The sequence below is a fragment of the Galbibacter sp. PAP.153 genome (assembly GCF_037029175.1).
Classification (GTDB): domain Bacteria; phylum Bacteroidota; class Bacteroidia; order Flavobacteriales; family Flavobacteriaceae; genus Galbibacter; species Galbibacter pacificus.
On the sequence record NZ_JAZEUN010000004.1, the window covers coordinates 169685 to 188538 of the forward strand.

At 40.1% G+C, this 18854-nt stretch carries 11 protein-coding genes; 5 read left to right on the forward strand and 6 right to left on the reverse strand.

Annotation, left to right across the window (positions count from 1 at the left end; all coding sequences use genetic code 11):
* Nucleotides 1-10 precede the first annotated feature (10 nt).
* The 3 genes from UXI14_RS03415 to UXI14_RS03425 all read right to left on the reverse strand — a co-directional run bounded on the left by UXI14_RS03415 (nucleotide 11) and on the right by UXI14_RS03425 (nucleotide 4880).
* Complete coding sequence (locus tag UXI14_RS03415; protein WP_335964848.1) at nucleotides 11-1384, reverse strand: FGGY family carbohydrate kinase; 1374 nt, start codon at nucleotides 1382-1384, stop codon at nucleotides 11-13.
* 10 nt (nucleotides 1385-1394) lie between these two features.
* Complete coding sequence (locus tag UXI14_RS03420; RefSeq protein WP_335964849.1) at nucleotides 1395-2672, reverse strand: sugar isomerase; 1278 nt, start codon at nucleotides 2670-2672, stop codon at nucleotides 1395-1397.
* A 111-nt stretch (nucleotides 2673-2783) separates the two neighbouring features.
* On the reverse strand, nucleotides 2784-4880 hold the full coding sequence (locus UXI14_RS03425; RefSeq protein ID WP_335964850.1) for a bifunctional aldolase/short-chain dehydrogenase: 2097 nt from the start codon (nucleotides 4878-4880) through the stop codon (nucleotides 2784-2786).
* Nucleotides 4881-5057: 177 nt separating this feature from the next.
* Here UXI14_RS03425 and UXI14_RS03430 point away from each other — a divergent pair, with 177 nt between their 5' ends.
* The 5 genes from UXI14_RS03430 to UXI14_RS03450 all read left to right on the forward strand — a co-directional run bounded on the left by UXI14_RS03430 (nucleotide 5058) and on the right by UXI14_RS03450 (nucleotide 14785).
* Nucleotides 5058-6119 (forward strand): GntR family transcriptional regulator, encoded by a 1062-nt coding sequence (locus tag UXI14_RS03430; RefSeq protein WP_335964851.1) that lies wholly within the window; start codon nucleotides 5058-5060, stop codon nucleotides 6117-6119.
* A gap of 74 nt (nucleotides 6120-6193) precedes the next feature.
* Nucleotides 6194-7498: a rhamnogalacturonan acetylesterase gene (locus UXI14_RS03435; protein WP_335964852.1), complete on the forward strand. Its 1305-nt coding sequence runs from the start codon at nucleotides 6194-6196 to the stop codon at nucleotides 7496-7498.
* On the forward strand, nucleotides 7488-10361 hold the full coding sequence (locus UXI14_RS03440) for a glycoside hydrolase family 2 TIM barrel-domain containing protein (protein ID WP_335964853.1): 2874 nt from the start codon (nucleotides 7488-7490) through the stop codon (nucleotides 10359-10361). The genes UXI14_RS03435 and UXI14_RS03440 overlap by 11 nt, the downstream gene beginning before the upstream one ends.
* A 6-nt stretch (nucleotides 10362-10367) precedes the next feature.
* Nucleotides 10368-11930: a rhamnogalacturonan acetylesterase gene (locus tag UXI14_RS03445; protein ID WP_335964854.1), complete on the forward strand. Its 1563-nt coding sequence runs from the start codon at nucleotides 10368-10370 to the stop codon at nucleotides 11928-11930.
* Nucleotides 11927-14785: a glycosyl hydrolase 115 family protein gene (locus tag UXI14_RS03450; protein WP_335964855.1), complete on the forward strand. Its 2859-nt coding sequence runs from the start codon at nucleotides 11927-11929 to the stop codon at nucleotides 14783-14785. Before UXI14_RS03445 ends, UXI14_RS03450 begins: the two co-directional genes overlap by 4 nt.
* Before the next feature lie 4 nt (nucleotides 14786-14789).
* On the opposite strand, the gene rhaM is transcribed toward UXI14_RS03450, so the two are convergent.
* The 3 genes from rhaM to UXI14_RS03465 all read right to left on the reverse strand — a co-directional run bounded on the left by rhaM (nucleotide 14790) and on the right by UXI14_RS03465 (nucleotide 18851).
* On the reverse strand, nucleotides 14790-15104 hold the full coding sequence (rhaM, locus tag UXI14_RS03455) for an L-rhamnose mutarotase (protein ID WP_335964856.1): 315 nt from the start codon (nucleotides 15102-15104) through the stop codon (nucleotides 14790-14792).
* A 17-nt stretch (nucleotides 15105-15121) separates the two neighbouring features.
* A complete protein-coding gene (locus tag UXI14_RS03460; RefSeq protein ID WP_335964857.1) occupies nucleotides 15122-16486 on the reverse strand; it encodes a glycoside hydrolase family 28 protein in 1365 nt (454 codons plus the stop codon).
* 259 nt (nucleotides 16487-16745) lie between these two features.
* The gene (locus UXI14_RS03465) at nucleotides 16746-18851 is read right to left on the reverse strand and encodes a RagB/SusD family nutrient uptake outer membrane protein (RefSeq protein ID WP_335964858.1); all 2106 of its coding nucleotides are present in this window, start codon (nucleotides 18849-18851) and stop codon (nucleotides 16746-16748) included.
* Nucleotides 18852-18854: the final 3 nt, after the last annotated feature.

The window sequence follows — 18854 nt, forward strand, 5'->3', positions numbered from 1 at the left end:
TAATGTTTTGTTATTTTATTATGAGCGGAACATGTTTTTTTAACGAATAATTCTTTTTAAGGAATTTAGAATTAAGCTGCGTGTCCGAAATACTAATGGCCGCCCCCAGGGCAGACCCCAAGGAAGCATCTGTTGTGCTCAATTCCATATTCCTTAAATAATGCGATAATAATTTTATATAGATGTCATTATCGCTAAAACCGCCGTCAATATACAATTTTGTAATAATGTCGCCTCCTTTGACCATTTCTATGCTTTTAACCTGTAGTTTAACCAGTTCGATCATTAAATGGTGATAGGCATCTTCAAAAGTATCATAAGGTAGCTCGGTGGCAACTAACGGCACTTCGTTGGGAATGCTTTCCCATTTAAAGAGGTGTTCAAATTCTTTGGTGATTTCATAATAAGCATCTTCGTTGAATTTTACTGTTTTATGATAATCTTGTGGAACCCCGTACATTTCTGCCAACTTTTTTACCTGAATTTTATATTCGTTGCCCAAGAATAACCGCGAAGCTTTTACCTGTTTTCCGTTAATCCGCATATAATTGATACAATTTTTTGCAACATCGTTTGTGGTTAATTCAGATGACGAAAAGGGATTTAAAGCAATACTCCAAGTACCTGTGGAAACCAATATAAACGGATCGCTCAAACTTCTTACATATGGTAATAAAGCCGCGGAGCTATCGTGAATGCCAACGCCAATTTTAATGCGCTTTCCATTGTAGTTCATGTTAATACTGGTCTCGGTAGAAACAATGGGCGGTAAAATTTTATGGATATCCTCTTGATAAACCCACTGGTGATAATCTTTTTTGTAGTAATCCCATAAGGCGGTGTGGCAGCCAATACTGGTGTATTCGCTTAGTGGAATTCCCGTAAAAATATAGCTGAGGTATTGTGGCAGGTGTAGCGAATACTTGATCTTTTTAAATATTTCGGGTTTGGTATGTTTAAGCCAATACAATTGCATGCCCGAATTGAGCATGCCTTCCCTGGAGGAACCCGTTTGTCTTGTAAAACCTATTTCCGGGCCGTATTTTTTATAAAATGAATCGATTAACGATTTTTCGATGGGCTTGGTATAATTGTAAAGGGGGGTGAGCGCCTCCCCGTTTTCGTCCAAATGGACAAAGCTGGCCCCGTAGGATGAAAAGTTAATAGCCTTTACATCAAATTCTTTCGCCTCTAAAATTTGGTGGAACAGGTCTTTTAGCCAATTTTGAAGTTTTTCCAGGTTTTCGGTCGGGTGGCCGTCTTCATCTTCAATCGGATCAAAGCGTACATATTCACGATACACCTCCTGAAACTCTTCATCAAAAAGGAAAAACTTTTTATTGGTCTTTCCGATATCGAATACAGCGGTAACTTTCTTTTTCATCTTTCTATCGTTATAGGCCGGTGGCAACCGTATGCTTTCCACGTTCTTTTACCAGTTGTTCCCTTACCAAAAGCGACCTGTATGTTTTTAGGGGGTCGATGGCTCCATGTTGTTGCAGCCGGGCTTGTTTTACAAGCGGTCGGACATCTGTTAAATAGGCACTTTGAAGTATTTCTTGGCACAAGGTAATATCATTATTTTTTTGTGCTTCTTTAAGTTGATGTTGGTCTACCAATAACGCTTTGGCATAGGTAACCTGAATGGCTTCCAAAGATTGGATGAGGTCTTCCAATGGGTCTTTTAAATTATGGCTGGCATCGATCATCCAGGAAAGCTCCGGGTTTTGCGGGTTGTTGTTCATTCCGTAGACCAATTCATTAAAAATAAGGAAAAGTGCATATGGCTTTATGGAACCTACCGTTATATCGTCATCGCCATACTTGCTGTCGTTAAAATGAAAACCGCCCAACTTGCCTTTCCACATCAGGGTAGCAACTATTTGTTCGATATTGGTATTGGGTAAATGATGCCCCAAATCTACCAAAGTATAGGCCTTTTCGCCACATTCGTTGGCCAGCAGGAAAGAAGTGCCCCAATCTTGAATAACCGTACTGTAAAAGTAAGGCTCGTAAGGTTTGTATTCAATAAACAATTTCCAGTCATCGGGAAGGACATCATAAATTTCCTTTAGGCTATTTTGCGTGTGCGAAAGCGCCGTTTGAAAGTTGTTTTGCCCGGGAAACGAACTCCCGTCTGCCAACCAAACGGTAATACTTTTAGAACCTAGTTCTTTGCCAATATCGATAACTTCCCTGTTATGGGCAATGGCCTGGTCTCTTACAGTTTTGCTGGTATTGCTGAGCGATCCAAATTTATACGATTCTTTGGCATTGGGCTGGTCTTGAAATGTATTGGAGTTTACCGCATCGAATTTTATATCCAAACTATTTGCCAGCTCCTTAATTGCTTTATAATCTTCAGGAATATCCCATGGAATATGCAGGGAAACAGCTCCGGCACTTTTTGTAAGGGCATGGATTATCCCAATATCTTCCAGTTTTTGTTCTAATGAAGCCGGTTCGCCATAATATGAAAAGCGCCCAAATCGGGTTCCTCCGGCTCCTAATGCCCAACTGGGTATGGCAACTTGAAAATTGGCTAATTTGTCAACAATTTGATCTACTTCTATACCTTGTTTTGAAAGAGATGAAGCTAAATGATCGAATTGGTTTTTATGAATGGAAATATCGTTTTTATTGGTGTTTAGTTGGTCTGGGTTAATAATCATATGTTTAGATTGTTTACAGGTTTTTTAAAACCTGAGTGAATTTAAAAATAAATCTCCATAGGTTGGTAAAACCTATGGAAGATTTACTTAAGCTAACTAACAACTGTGCATCTATCTAACAAATGCATTTGCCATTCCACCGTCCACATTTATTATGTTTCCGGTAGATTTATCCAGAATGGCCACGAGTGAAAATACACCATTGGCAATATCTTCCGGATAAATAATTTCGTTCAATAAATTTCTTTTTGCATAGTGGGCGGGAAGCTCGTCTACGGAAATTCCATAGGCTTTGGCACGGCCTTCGGCCCATTCGCCTTCCCAAATTTTACTTCCTACAATAACACCGTCGGGATTTACGGTATTGACCCTTATTTTGTTGGCCCCGAGCTCGGCGGCCAAAAGGCGGGTCATATGTTGTTGGGCCGCTTTTGCGGTTCCATAACCTACATTGTTCGGCCCGGATACCAGTCCGTTTTTACTGGCAATGTTTACGATATCACCTCCCAGGCCTTGTTTTTTTAGGATGGCAACCCCTTGTTGGGCCATTAAGAATTGTCCTTTTACAAGAATATTTTGCAACAGGTCCCAATCTTTTAAGGTAGTATCTTCTAAAGATTTGGAGATGGCCAATCCTGCGGAATGAACAATAATATCTATGCCCCCAAATGCAAGTGCAGCATGCTCGAAGGCTTTTTCAATAGAATCCTCTTGGGTTACATCGCAAACAACGGTTGTCACCTGATCTTTTTTATATGTTTTTTCGGCCTCTTTTAAATAGGTTTCATTAATATCGGTCAATACCACATTGGCACCTTCGGCAACTAACTTATCGGCTATCGACTTACCAATGCCGCCCCCTGCACCGGTTACAATGGCCACTTTTCTGGAAAGGGGCTGTTCGGCAGGCATGCGTTGCAATTTGGCTTCTTCGAGCAGCCAATATTCAATATCAAAAGCTTCTTGTCTTGGCAAGGATGTGTATTGAGAAATGGCTTCGGCACCGCGCATTACATTAATGGCATTTACATAAAACTCGCTTGCCACACGTGCCGTTTGCTTGTTTTTGGCAAAAGAGAACATGCCAACTCCCGGATAGATAATAATAACCGGATTGGGATCCCGCATGGCAGGGCTGTTATTGTGTTTACAATTGTTGTAATAATCTTCATATTCTTTTCTGTACCGTTCAAAAGCCGGTGCTAATTTTTTTAAAACCGTTTGATGGGCTGTTACATCTTCATTTTTATCCAGGGCAAGAACCAACGGTTGAATTTTAGTGCGTAAAAAATGATCCGGGCACGAAGTTCCCATTGGGGCCAAACGTTCCAGATCGTTGCTGTTTATATATTCCAGCACGGTACTGCTATCGGTAAAATGCCCGATCATTGGCTTTTCAGAAGAACATAACCCCCGTAATAGGGGCATTAATAGGGCAGCTCTTTCTTTTCTTTTTTCTGATGGTAGACTTGTTACTTTTTCACCGCCAAAGACGTTGCCATTTTCTTTTACCTTTTTCTCGATATATTCCGAGGCCATTTCAATAACCTCCAAACTATTCATATAACATTCATGGGAAGTATCCCCCCATGTAAAGAGTCCGTGGCTTCCCAAAACAATGCCGCGAATTCCGGGGTTTTCGTTCAGGCATTTTTCTAGTTGTAAACCCAGATCAAATCCCGGTCGTTGCCAAGGTACCCATCCCATGGAACCCCCCCATATTTCTTTGGTTACCTTTTCACTGTCTTTTGCGGCTGCAACGGCAATCAGGGCATCGGGGTGTAAATGGTCAATATGCTTAAATGGCAATAATCCGTGCAAAGGGGTGTCTATAGACGGGGCCCTGCTATCGAGATCGTATATACAATGGTCGAAAAGGCCGACCATCCTATCTTCATCTTCCAAACCTTTATATACATTTTTCAAGCTTCTTAACCGATTGGTGTATAAACCGGCAATACCGGCCCGCGTAAGGGTCCCAATATCGCCACCGGAACCTTTTATCCACATTACTTCCACATCTTCATCGGTAAGCGGGTCTTTTTCAATGGTCTTGCAACTGGTATTTCCTCCACCGTAATTGGTAATTCTAAGGTCGGCGCCTAATATATTGGAGCGGTACAAAAAAAGTTCAACTTCGTTCCCTTTTAGAGCACTGGCTTTTTTATCATCCCAAAGATAGTTTACGTATTTAAAGGTTTTCTCCATTTTTTAATTTCTAATTGAATTTTATATGCCAAATGTAATTCTTAATAAAAACCATTCTATCCTGTGGTGTACTGTAAGAGTACAAAAAGAGTTTTTGTTAAAAATTATTATATTGGCAATAATTATTTAATTTTACGCAGTTAATCCGTAAAGTTACTACCAAAACCATAATAAATTATGAGTTCCGTTATGACCCAACCTACCATAAATATTACTATTGATGAAACATCCAGGGTTCCAAAGTATAAACAGATTGTTGACTCTATTATTAATGATATAAGTAAGGGCAGGTTACAGGTAGGCCAGAAAATACCATCAATTAACGAGTTGAGCGAAACCTGTTATTTATCAAGGGATACCGTAGAAAAGGCATACAAACAGTTAAAGGAGAGAAAAATAATAGTGTCGGTTAAGGGAAAAGGCTATTACACTGCCAAGACCGACCTTATATCCAAGGCGAGTATATTTTTTATGATCAATAAGCCAAGCTCGTACAAGATGATGATATACAACTCTTTTGTTAATGCCATTGGAGTGAATGCCCACGTAAACTTGTTTATTTATCATTGCGAGGAGTCGCTGTTTGTAAAAACCCTGGAAAAGAACATGGGAGCTTACGATTATTATGTAATCATGCCCCATTTTAAGCTGGACGATTTAAGTCATGTGAGTTACACCGAGGCCATATTGGATACGATCAATCAAATCCCGAAGGACAAACTCATTATCATGGATAACGCCAAGCCGTTTATTGAAGGGAAATACGGGTCTATTTATCAGGATTTTAAGGAAGATATATACAATGCGCTCAAAGAGGGGTTGGACCGCCTAAAAAAATACGACAAAATATTACTGGTATATCCCACCAAATCAGTCCATCCATATCCAAAACGGATTTTGCACGGTTTTAGGCAATTTTGTGTTGAATATGATTTTGATTTCGAGATTTTAGATGAAATCTATGACGATATGGAGCTTCAAAGTAAGGATATTTATATTACCATTGAAGAAATGGACCTGGTGAATTTGGTTCGGCAAATCCGTAAAAAGGGACTTGTTTTAGGTTCGGACATTGGTATTATTTCTTATAACGAAACCCCGTTAAAAGAATTATTGGGGATTACCGTAATTAGCACCGACTTTAAGGCAATGGGCGAAACGGCCGCTTATATGGTATTAAAAAACAAGAAAGAAAAGGTTAAAAATGTATTCAAGTATATTGAAAGAAACTCTCTTTAATTGCTTGTGGTCATCATAGTACAGGATGGTAGTTATGTCAACCCTTAATATATTGGGCAGAAATACACCAACCCATGTTTATAAAACAAAGAAGTTTTCTACTCATAATTTTTATTTTTTCTAATACTTTATCTGCTCAAAACCCCGGCACCGGTAAAAGCCTGCTATATCATTTCGGTAACAAACATGCCAAAAATGCCATTTCAATAACCAATGCAAGGCCTTTTCAGAACGGCGGTTACGGATTTGATTTTGAAACAGCCGAGAAGGTAAGCGTAGAGGAAAACGCTATATTGGCAAAAGAATCCGTTTATTTTTCAATAACAATCCCAGAAGGAAATTATAAAGTTGAGGTCCAACTAGGGAGCGATAATGCCACAACATGTAATACTGTTAAAGTAGAATCCAGAAGGGTAATGATTTCAGAAGAAAAAGTAAAGGCTGGGCAAAGCATAAATAGGAGTTTTACGGTGGAAGTTAAAAGCGCCCAGATAAACAGTGAGGAAACGGTCAAGTTGAAAGATAGGGAAAAAGCGGCCTTGAACTGGGACAAAAAACTCACTTTTGAATTTGCCAAGGGAACAGCAATACAACAACTTACAATTACAAAACAGGATACTGTTAACGCTCTTTTCCTAGCCGGCGATTCTACCGTGACCGACCAGGATTTATCGCCGTGGGCCTCTTGGGGGCAGTTTATCACTCAATATTTTAACGACGGGGTTGTGGTAGCCAATTATGCTTCGTCAGGAGCTTCGTTGGCTTCGTTCAAGGGAAGAAAAAGGTGGGATAAAATTTTATCGCTCATTAAAAAAGGCGATTATGTAATGATTGAATTTGGGCATAATGATGAAAAAAGAAAAGGAGAAAATGACGGGCCATGGCAATCGTATACCGATTTGCTTAAAGAATATGTAATAAGTGCGCGCAAAAAAGGGGCAAATCCTATTTTGGTTACCCCAACGCAACGGCGTTCTTTTAAAGGTGATGGCACACTAAACGAAACACATGGCGATTATCCCGATGCCATGAGAAAAGTAGCGCTGGAACTTCATGTGCCGCTCATAGATTTAACCAAAATGACAACAAGGCTCTATGAAGCATGGGGCGATGAAGAATCCAGGAATGCTTTCGTGCAATATCCCGCACATACGTTTCCAGGGCAGGAAAAAAAATTGGAAGACAATACACATTTTAATGATTTTGGCGCAAACGAGATAGCCTTATGCGTTGTAAAAGGGATAAAGGAAACTGCTGTTGGACTTGAAAAGTACTTGATAAAAACGCAAGAATATTCTCCGGAAAACCCAAATTATGTAAAAAATTGGACTTTGCCCATAAGTCCGCGATTTGAAGCAACCAAACCAGATGGAAACTAAAAAAAGAAAGATGTACAAAAACTTTTTTGCAATACTGATTGCAGTTGTTTGCATAGGTCCCATAAATAGCATGCTGGGACAGCAAACGGAAAAAATTTACCTTTCGGGAAAAGATTTTAAACATCCCGTAAAGTGGGATTTTATGTGTACCGATGGAGCGAACAGCAACAAATGGACCACCATAAATGTGCCCTCTCAGTGGGAATTGGAAGGGTTTGGAACCTATACCTATGGAAGATGGTATAAAGAGTTGAACCAAGATGAACCCAGCAAGGAAGAAGGTTTCTACAAATACCAATTTAAAGTGCCTCCCCGGTATAAAAACCAGCAGGTGAAGATTTTTTTTGGGGGAGCCATGACCGATACCGAAGTGAAAATTAATGGGAAATTAGCAGGGGCAATCCATCAAGGTGGGTTTTATGAGTTTAGTTATGATATTTCGGATCTGATAAAAATGAATGAAAACAATCTATTGGAAGTTCATGTAAAAAAACATTCAGAAAACACATCGGTAAATAATGCCGAACGAAAAGCAGATTGGTGGCTCTTTGGAGGGATTTACAGGCCTGTTTGGCTGGAGATAAAACCAACGTCTCATATCGAGCATATTGCCATAGATGCAAAAATGAACGGGGCTATGATGGTTAGCTTCAATGGTAGTAAAATTCCCGAAAATGCATATATAGAAGCATCGATCAATCCCATACATGAAGTTAGTGCAGTATTTCCATCACAAAAAATAAATATAGCTACAAACGATGCCCGGTTAAAATTTCAATGGGAAAATATTCAACTTTGGTCGCCCGAGACCCCCAATGTATACAATTTAAAACTTCAACTAAAACAAGGGAATGAGGTTTTGCATGAAGTAAATGAACGTTTTGGCTTTCGGACTATCGATTTTAGAAAAAAGGATGGCATATACGTCAACGGGAAAAAGATACTTATGAAAGGCATTAACCGGCATACCATTTGGCCGGAATCCGGGCGCAGTACCAATAAGGAGATAAGTATCCTGGATGTTAATCTAATAAAGGACATGAACATGAACGCGGTTCGGGGCCATTATCCGCCGGACGATCATTTTTTGGATGTGTGCGACTCTTTGGGACTATTTGTATTTGATGAACTTGCCGGATGGCAAAATCCATATGATTTGGAAACCGGGGCAAAGCTTATCGAAGAAATGGTTGTTCGCGATGTAAATCATCCATCTGTTATTATTTGGGATCAGGGAAACGAAGGAGGCTGGAAAGATGAACTCGACTCGGTTTTTGAGCAATTCGATCCGCAAAACCGTATTGTAATTCATCCATGGGCCGATTACAATGGTTGGGATACACATCATTATCCAACGTATTTAACCGGCGTTCACCGTTTTGTAAATGGAGAAAATGTGTTTTTTCCTACGGAATTTATGCATGGGACATATGATAATGGCCTTGGTGCCGGGTTGGAGGATTTTTGGAATCGTTTTAAAGAAAGTCCGCTTTTTGCAGGTGGCTTTATGTGGGCATTTATAGATGAAGCTGTAATGCGTACAGATTGGGAAGGGGAAAGAAAATACGACTCCAAGGGTTCTTTGGCCGCCGATGGAATTTTAGGGCCACATAGGGAAAAAGAAGGAAGTTTCTATACCGTAAAAGATGTTTGGTGCCCCATACAATTTGAACCCTTGCGCATAACTCCTTCATTTAGAGGGCAATTTTATGTATCAAACGGATACATATATACCAATCTCAATACTTGTACACTTTCGTATAATGTGTTTTCCATGCCAAACGATGCTTTTTATGCAACTAAAACAGCTGTTTCTATTGCCTCTGGGGAGATTTCGTTGCCCAGCATTCAACCAGGTGAAAAAAGGATGGTAAACATGGAGGTGCCTTCAAATTTTAACGAAGGCGATTGGATAGAAGTAAAAGCCCATGATCCATATGGGAGGCTCTTGAATACTTGGACATGGCCCATCCATCAACCTGTTTATTATGCACAAAAATTGATGAAAGAAGAAAGTGGGGAAAAAGCCGATATGGAAGAATTGCCCAATAGCATAGTGTTAAAGGCGAATAATATTCGTGTGGAAATAGGAAAACAAGACGGCATTATTAAAACCATTCATCGAGGAAAAGAATTAATTCCTTTCAATAAAGGGCCTTATCCCATTGGGATGAAAGCAGAAGTTAAGCAAACTACAGTTAAAAAAGAAGGCGACAATGTAGTTTGTATGATAAAATATAACGGGGGGATAGACCATATAAAGTGGATACTATTTCCCGATGGAAGGTTGAAAATGGAAATGCTGGCACTCAAAAACGCAGGCAGAAACAGTGGTTTTGATGGTGCTTTTTATGAAGGTGATATCGATAAATTCGGCATTACATTTTGGTATCCCGAAGAAGGTGTAAAAGGCATGGAATGGTTTGGAAAGGGGCCATACAGGGTTTGGAAAAACCGAATTAGGGGCGCCAATTTCGGTTTGTGGCAAAAAGATTATAACAATACCATTACGGGCGAAAGTTTTGAAAATTTAATGTATCCGGAATTTAAAGGGTACCATGCAAACTTAATTGCCGCAAAGATTGAAGCGGGAAAAAATACATTTAAGGTATTTAGTGAATCTGAAAATGTATTTTTAAGACTGTTTACCCCCGGCGAACCAAAATACGCCTTTAAGGGAGCCGATGCATATCCGGATTTTCCACCGGGCGATATTTCTTTTTTATATGAAATTCCTGCCATGAAGTCTTTTAAACCTGTATCTCAGCAGGGCCCACATAGCCAACCTACAAACATTAGGATAAAAAGTGGAGATGATGGCATTCCGATGCTATTATGGTTTGATTTTAGAAAAATAAAATAGCGATACATGAAACGAACAACGGTTTTATTAGCATGCTTTGGATTTTTATTGATGCAATGCAAAAAGGTAGATTCGGCCAAACAAAAACCTACCGTATATGCGGTTGGTGACTCAACAGTAAAAAACGGACATGGCGATGGAGCCGGAGGGCTGTGGGGGTGGGGCGATTTTATCGGTCAGTTTTTGGATACAACAAAGATACAGGTAGAAAATCATGCATTGGGCGGGACCAGTAGCCGAACCTACCTTCAAAAAGGATTATGGAAACCAGTATTGGATAGTTTAAAAAAAGGCGATTATGTATTGATACAATTTGGGCATAATGATAATGGTCCCATTAACGATAACTTTAGGGCACGGGGGACCATAAAAGGTATAGGCGATGCATCTAAAGAAATCGATAACATGTTAACGGGGAAGCATGAAGTTGTGCATACTTATGGTTGGTATCTTCGAAAAATTATCGAAGGAGCCAAGTCAAAAGGTGCCATTCCTGTAGTGATGTCACCCATTCCGAGAAATAAATGGAATAATGGACAAGTGCCCAGAAATAATGATTCTTATGGGTTATGGGCAAAACAAGTAGCAGCTCAGGAAGCGGTGACTTTTATTGATTTAAATGAGCAAATGGCTTTGAAGATGGAAGGACTTGGGGAAGAAAATATGTATGGAAATCTATTTTATAAAAAAGATCATACCCATACCAGTGCCAAAGGGGCTGTTTTAGCGGCTTCTATTATAACACAAGAATTAAAAAAGACAGCGAACCCTTTAAAAGGATTTGTGCTGGAAAACCCAACCATTATACTTCCCAAAAAAACGGACATTTATTTAATAGGCGACTCTACTGTGGCAAACAATGGAATTCCCGAAGCCGTGGGCTGGGGTGTTGAATTGTACAAATATATGGATACTACAAGGGTCAATATTATCAATAAGGCAAGAGGGGGCAGGAGCAGTCGTACCTTTTATAATGAAAAACTTTGGCAAGCGGTATACGATACTTTACAAAAAGGCGACTATGTATTAATGCAATTTGGGCATAATGATGGTGGAAATATAGACAAGCCTAAATACAGAGGCTCTCTTCGAGGCATTGGCGACTCCATACGAATAATCACAAAAGATGATGGTAAAAAAGAGGAAGTACATACGTATGGTTGGTATATGTCGGTGTTTATAAATGGCGCTAAAGAAAAAGGAGCTGTTCCGGTTGTATTTAGCCATATTCCTAGAAATGAGTGGCAAGGCAAGCAAGTCGAAAGAGCCAACAAAACTTACGGTTTATGGGCAAAGCAAACGGCAATACAAAACAATGCCGAATTTATAGATTTGAACGATAGTATTGCCATAGCTTATGAAGGAGTAGGGGAACCGATAATAAATAAGTTTTTCCCCAAAGACCATACGCATACCAATGCCAATGGAGCTTCATACAATGCATCAATTGTAGCTATGTGCCTAAAGAATGATAAATCAATAGGATTGAGTGGATTTGTATTGGGGCAAAAAGAAATTGACACGCTTTCAGCAAAAACAATAAACGATTCAACAGCAATAAGAAAATGATGAATTTCCAAGGTATATTTTGGATGAGCGTGGTAACTTTAATGGCTTTTTTTGAAGGGTTTTCACAAACAGAAGCATTTAACATCTATTCTAATGCCCGAATGGCAACTATTTTTTATGATGCCAAAGGGAATTCGTTAGATTCCATTTCAGCAAATTTATTGGCCGATGATATCGAGCGTACCACAGGACATAGACCGGAGGTTAAACCTGTTGTGAAAAAAGTAAGCGGACATGCCATATTGATAGGCACTATAAATTCATCTTTCATACAGAAGCATTTTTACAAAAAAACAAGCAAGCATTTTTTGTTGCAAAAGGAAAGTTATGTTTTGCAGCTATCAAAGGATAAGAAACGGTTAATTATAGCGGGCACCGATCCCAGGGGAACGGCTTATGGCGTTTTTAACATATCAAAAAAAATAGGGGTGAATCCATGGTATTGGTGGGCAGATGTACCGGTAGTAAAGAAAAATAAGTTAGAAATCGATATCGATACATCATACTCGAAAGAACCTTCCGTGGCCTACCGGGGAATTTTTTTAAACGATGAGGACTGGGGTTTGCAACCTTGGGCGGCCAACACCTTCGAACCTGAAACGGGAGATATTGGTCCAAAGACCTATGCTAAGCTATTTGAGCTTTTATTGCGCCTAAATGCAAATACTATTTGGCCTGCCATGCACCCCAGTACCAAAGCTTTTTTTCATTATGCGGGCAACCCTGAGATGGCAAAAAAATATCATATTGTTGTGGGGAGTTCCCATGCGGAGCCCATGCTGAGAAATAATGTGGACGAATGGGATGAAAAGCAATTGGGGAGCTTTAATTACAGAACAAACAAGGAACGGGTTTATAATTATTGGGAAACCCGTGTGAAAGAGTCAAAAAATATGGATGCTATTTACACCATTGGCATGCGTGGTGTCCACGATAGTGGCATGGAAGGTGTAGAGAATAAACAAGAAGCCATTACTGTTTTAAACAATGTAATTACAGACCAAAGGCTTTTGCTTGAAAAATATATCAATAAGGATATTTCATCAGTTCCGCAGGCGTTTACCCTCTATAAAGAGGTATTGGACTTGTATAAAAATGGTCTTGAAATACCCGATGATATTACCCTTGTTTGGACGGATGATAATTATGGGTATATCCGTGCCCTGGGTGATGCCAAAGAACATAAACGAACCGGCGGCGGCGGGGTTTATTACCATGCCTCTTATTGGGGGCGGCCCCATGATTATTTATGGTTAAGCACTACCAGCCCAAGTTTAATAAGGGAAGAAATGATGAAAGCATATGATTTAGACGATAAAGAAATATGGATCTTAAATGTAGGCGATATAAAACCAGCGGAATACAACACACAATTGTTTATGGATATGGCATATGATGCCGAAAAGTTTAAAGATGCGGCCTATCTTGAAAAACACCAGCAAGGATTTTATGCCGATGTTTTTGGTGCCGAAGTGGCTAAAAAAATTGTTGATATAAGAAAAATATATTACCAGTTGGCTTTTGAACGCAAACCGGAGTTTATGGGCTGGAGCCAAACCGAACCGACAACGTCCATACACCAAACAGCATACAACCCGCTGGTAAACGGGGATGAAATAAAACAACGCACCGTAGCTTATGAAATGATTGAAAACAGGGCTGATGAAATAGAAGAACGATTGCCGGAAAATTTAAAAAGCACCTATTTTCAATTGGTAAAGTACCCAATTCAGGCTTCGGCCAACATGAATAAAAAATTTTTATATCGGGACAAGGCACTGACCTATGCCGGGCAATTCAGAAAAAGTGCCTCCACTTACAAAGAGAGGTCAAATAAAGCGTATAAAAATATTGTTGCATTAACAGGGCAATACAACCAGCTGACTACCGGAAAGTGGAGCGGTATTATGGATATGAAACCAAGGAATTTGCCCGTTTTTGACAATCCTGAAATAAATATACCAGATATTTATTACAAACAACTTACCGGCATTGCCGTTGAAGATACCCTGAAAACCGCAGAAGGGATTGATAAACTGCCGAATTTTTATATAAATAATGCCGATGCTTATTTTATAGATGTTTATTTAAAGGCAGCCAATCATGCAAAATGGCAATTCTCTAAACTACCAGCTTGGCTTAGAGTTTCAAAAACATCGGGAGAATTAGCTCAAGAATTATTAGAAGATAGAATGTATGTTTCTATTGATTGGGATGCATGGAGAAAATCCGGAAAACCACTTTCAGGAATAATACATATTGAAATGCATGGTATGCAGAAAGAAATTCAAGTAAATGTTTCTGCCAGTTTTACAGATATTCCAAAACATAGCATTATTGAAAAAAACGGAATGGCAGTTATTTATGCCAAAAGCTATACTAAAAATATTCCTTTTAAGAATTCAATGTGGCATGAAATAAAAGGTTTGGGGCATTCAAAAACGGTGATGCAGTCCATGCCTTTTGATAAAACACCTAAAGCAAAACCTGAAAAAAATGCAATTTTAGAATACGAGCTGTATGCCGAAACGCTATCAAATAATGCAGAATTAGCAATTGTTGCATTGCCCACGCACCCCTTGACAACAGATGGACAGGTAAGAATTGCCGTGCAATGGAATGACGAACCAAGCGAAATTATAAATTTTAAAACAGCAGGAAGAAGTGAAACCTGGAAAAAAAATGTTCTGAGCAATAAAGCACTGAAAAAAATAGTGGTACCGATAAAACATAAAGGAAAACAAAAATTAAAGATATATGGCATTGATCCTGGCGTTTCCTTGGACTACTTTATTTTAAAAACAAATAGTAAAGAATTGCCTTATAAATTAATGCAGGAAACAACGAATGATTAATCGATTAATCCATATGAAACATTTTAATTAAGGGTTTTTCAACAGGGGAATTATCTTTATTGGTTTCCATGATATCGGCCATATATGCCCACCATTTTTTAACTATGGGATGATTGGGGATCTTAGAAGGAACAAAATCATCAGTTAATTTTTGAACTGCAAAAAGGGTCAGGGTGGTTTCGTCTAAAAAAATGGAATAATCAGAAATACCTGCTTCAGAGAGTAATTGTTTTAGCTCCGGCCAAATTTCATCGTGCCGTTTTTTATATTCACCCACAAAACCGGGCTTTAGCTTCATGGTAAATGCATTTTTATACATAAAGTGAAATGTTTTTGTTAGTTTTGGTTGAAGTTATCAACGTTTTGGTGAATATGCTTTTCTTTTCTAATACTATCGGAAGCAACTTCTGTTAATCGCACATTTTTAACGGGCTTTTCTTCTTGTCCTAAAATCCGGGATAAAAATTCAACGTTTTTGGCATGAATTTTATTCATGTAAATACCGTCAATTAAAGTAAGTCTGCGTTCATAGGTAGGTACTAAGTCCCGCCACTGATATAGCACATCGGTTTCTATGCCCAGGACACCCGCATCGATTTTCCCGGCTTGAATACTGTCCATGTAAATATTCTTTACATAGCCGCCGCGGCGTTCGTTGGTTTTTATGAAAAGTAAATGGTTGAGTTTTGCATTTTCGGCAACTTCGCAGTTAGACATATAGATGTTCTCCACCCCTCCAGAAAGTTCGCTTCCAATGGCCAATAATTGATGCCCGTTGATGATTTTACAGTTTTTTATAACAATGTCCTTTGAGGGCGTGTTTAGTTTCCATGCATCTTGATTTCTTCCGGACTTGACCGCAATTGCATCGTCACCTTGGTCAAAAACACAATTCTCGATTAATATATGCTGACTCATTTCGGGGTCCACACCGTCGTTATTGTGCCCATGTGCAAATACCTTTACGTTTTTAATAGTTACATTTTTAGACAGATACGGGTGAATTACCCAAAAGGGGCTGTGCGTAATAGTGATACTGTCCAATAAAATGTTTTCGGAACGGTTGAACTGAATAAATTGGGGCCTAAAATTGGAAGAATCGTTTACCATTTGGCGCTGTTCGACCGGAACGTCTTTAGCGGCCATATTGTACAAGCGTTTTAAACTGTTCATATGGCCCGGCGGCCTATCGAACCATTTCCGCCAAGTACCCATTTCCGCCTTTAATGTTCCCTGTCCCGTAATGGCAATGTTTTTACATTCATAGGCATAAATAAGGGGCGAGTAATTAAAACATTCCAGACCTTCCCATGTGGTATGCACGGGGGGCAGATAATCTTCAGGGGCATCTGAAAAAAGCAAAACAGCCCCTTTTTCCAAGTGCAAGTTAATATTGCTCTTTAAATGAATTTTACCCGTCATCCATTCCCCTTTGGGAATCACAATGGTCCCGCCCCCGTTTTCACGGGCCTTTTCAATAGCTAGTTTAATGGCTTGGGTATTTGCTTTTTTATCCCCGGGAACTGCGTTAAAATTGGTAATGTAATACTTGTTAAGATTACTAAAATCGGGAGTTTTAACAGCGACCCTTCCAAAGGGGGCAGATACCGGTATGCTTTGTAATATAACTTCCTTTTTTTTCGGTTGGCAGGAAATAAAGAAAAAAGAAAAAAACATTCCTAAAAATAGGCATCTGGACATAATGGTGCTTTTTGAGAGGTTAATGGGATTTTTTATAAAAATAATGCGCGCCCCGTTCTTTATCATCCTGTACCTACCTGAGGGATATTCCGTAGCCTTATGGTAAGAGATAAAACAAAACGCCCCGCCAAATGTTTAGGCGGAGCGTTAAGTAAATGAAGCTATACTTGTATGAAGAACAAAAGTGCTATTATAATCAACTGCTAATTTAATGTCTGCTTTAATAAATTAATTGATATGCTTAGCTTCATTATTAGGTTTAATTGCCATAACCTGGATTTTGCCATATGGCTTTATCAGAAGGCGATAAGTTGGTTCCATCCTCATTGAGCAGACCATCGATAAAGGTTTGCGGAATGGGGCGGAGTTCATGCTTGTTTTCCGTGATGCCGGTAGCGGCCTCCGGATTAAATGCCCGTGCTCTTTTAAACAGGGTCCCGGTTCGGGAAAGGGTCTCCCATCGTTGCCATTCGCCCAGTAATTCACGGGTCCGTTCATTTAAAATAAAATTGAGCGCTCTGTCATATTGGCTGGAAGCGCCTATTCTGGTCAGTATTTTTTCATCCTCCGGAGGCAAGTTGCTGGGGAAAGAACTTAGTTCCAGGCTAGATGCTTCCGTAGTGACATCAATATCCGGGTTGGACAAATAATACGTGTTCATGTTGAGGTTGGAATTGATGTAATTTTCAGCGGCAGTACCGGTGTTCAGACTATTGTTTTCAAAGGCCATGCCCCCATCGGTATAATAAGACCTGTTTTCTCCTGCCTTCCATTCGGCCCTTCTTCTTACTTCGTTAATATCGTTCATGGCATTTCCGTATTGATTCAGGCGCACATAACACTCGGCCCTTACCAGGTACGTTTCTGCCAGGCGGGCCATCGTTACATCGCGGTGCGCGTCTCCTTTTTCCGCAAAACGCGAGCCGTCATCGGTTTTGTTTATTCCCGCAAAAAAGTTACAAATGGGCTGGTTTTTGAAATTGGGGGCCACGTATTCCCCATTTTGGTACAATACCAATGAATTGGGGACCCATTGTCCGGGTTCATCGGTTAAGGTTCCCGCGGTTGGGGTCTGTCGTTCCCCCACATTCCACTCGGCAAGCCTTCCCTGGGTATCTGTCCAATCGGGGCTCTGCACAAAAGCGCCAAAGGTATAAGCATCGTAAGTATGATCGTCCTGTGTATTCAGGATCATTACAATTCCGGGGTCCCCGGGTTGAACGTCATGTCCTTCTTCAGCAATATTATTGGTTCCGTAAACGGTTTTAAAGGTCTTCCACATGCGGGCATCGTTTACGTGGTCGAAAACCGCATAGCTGTATTCGGTAGGCCTGCAGCGTTGAAAATCCATACCTCCGATCCATACTCCACGGCGTACCCAACCTCCCGAAAAGCTGGAAAATTGCGGGTTGAAATAGTTGTATGTCCTGTTGCCAAACCTTCCACCGGTTGCCCCGTCCGCATTATATCCGGCAGCCATTAAAATTTCATCCAATTGCTCGATTTCACAATCGACCCCCGTCCAGTTGGCATACAGGTCGTTATAATCGGGCGTAAGGGGGCCACGGGCACTAATGGCATATGAAGCGGCTTCTATGGCTTCATTTAAATCGGCCTCTTTATAGGAACTATTCCAATCGTCGTTCCGTTCAGATGCCCTGAACAAGAGCGCCTTGGCCAAGAAATGAGCTGCGGTGGCCTTGGTCCATGTAATCCCTTTTCCGTAGGTAAAGACTTCACCTTCAAAGAGCTCATAAGCATTTCTGAGGTCTGAGATTACTTGCTCCCAACATGCTTCCGCGGTCGGCCTTTCAAAATTCCTGACGATACCTTCAGCGGGTTCTGTCTGTAATACAACGCTTCCGTATTGGGCGGTAAGCCTGTAATAGTTATATCCCCTTAAAAAATAGGCATGTGCCAGGCAACGGTTGCGTACCGATTCATCTTCGATAATTTCCGGTGCTTTGGCAATAATGGTATTTGCAGAAGCAATCCCATAATACAATTCATCCCAGAGATTGGCAGGGGAGGTAGCATTTCCATTAGCGGCCCCGGTTTCGGGCGTTGCCCCAAGTGGCCCCAACCTATTGTCATAGGTGTTCCACATCTCATTTGTCAAATCATTGGCATTGGTAAATTCATCGGTACCATATAGGGTCGTACCATAGGCCCACTCATATCCAAAATGCCATCTTATATTACCATAAAGAGATATGGTAAGTTCTTCCAAGCCTTCCGGGGTATCAAAATAATCCGTAGAGTATTGGGTTGTCAATTCTTCATCCAGAAAGTCTTTGTTACATGAACCAAGTGACAGTCCCATTATGATGAAAAGGCAAGTTCCTATGTTTTTTAGAGTCGTCATAAT

Excerpts from the sequence above, each read along its gene's own strand:
- UXI14_RS03415 (WP_335964848.1), bottom strand. The coding sequence starts at position 1,384 with ATGAAAAAGAAAGTTACCGCTGTATTCGATATCGGAAAGACCAATAAA.
- UXI14_RS03420 (WP_335964849.1), bottom strand. The coding sequence starts at position 2,672 with ATGATTATTAACCCAGACCAACTAAACACCAATAAAAACGATATTTCC.
- UXI14_RS03425 (WP_335964850.1), bottom strand. The coding sequence starts at position 4,880 with ATGGAGAAAACCTTTAAATACGTAAACTATCTTTGGGATGATAAAAAA.
- UXI14_RS03430 (WP_335964851.1), top strand. The coding sequence starts at position 5,058 with ATGAGTTCCGTTATGACCCAACCTACCATAAATATTACTATTGATGAA.
- UXI14_RS03435 (WP_335964852.1), top strand. The coding sequence starts at position 6,194 with ATGTTTATAAAACAAAGAAGTTTTCTACTCATAATTTTTATTTTTTCT.
- UXI14_RS03440 (WP_335964853.1), top strand. The coding sequence starts at position 7,488 with ATGGAAACTAAAAAAAGAAAGATGTACAAAAACTTTTTTGCAATACTG.
- UXI14_RS03445 (WP_335964854.1), top strand. The coding sequence starts at position 10,368 with ATGAAACGAACAACGGTTTTATTAGCATGCTTTGGATTTTTATTGATG.
- UXI14_RS03450 (WP_335964855.1), top strand. The coding sequence starts at position 11,927 with ATGATGAATTTCCAAGGTATATTTTGGATGAGCGTGGTAACTTTAATG.
- rhaM (WP_335964856.1), bottom strand. The coding sequence starts at position 15,104 with ATGTATAAAAATGCATTTACCATGAAGCTAAAGCCCGGTTTTGTGGGT.
- UXI14_RS03460 (WP_335964857.1), bottom strand. The coding sequence starts at position 16,486 with ATGTCCAGATGCCTATTTTTAGGAATGTTTTTTTCTTTTTTCTTTATT.
- UXI14_RS03465 (WP_335964858.1), bottom strand. The coding sequence starts at position 18,851 with ATGACGACTCTAAAAAACATAGGAACTTGCCTTTTCATCATAATGGGA.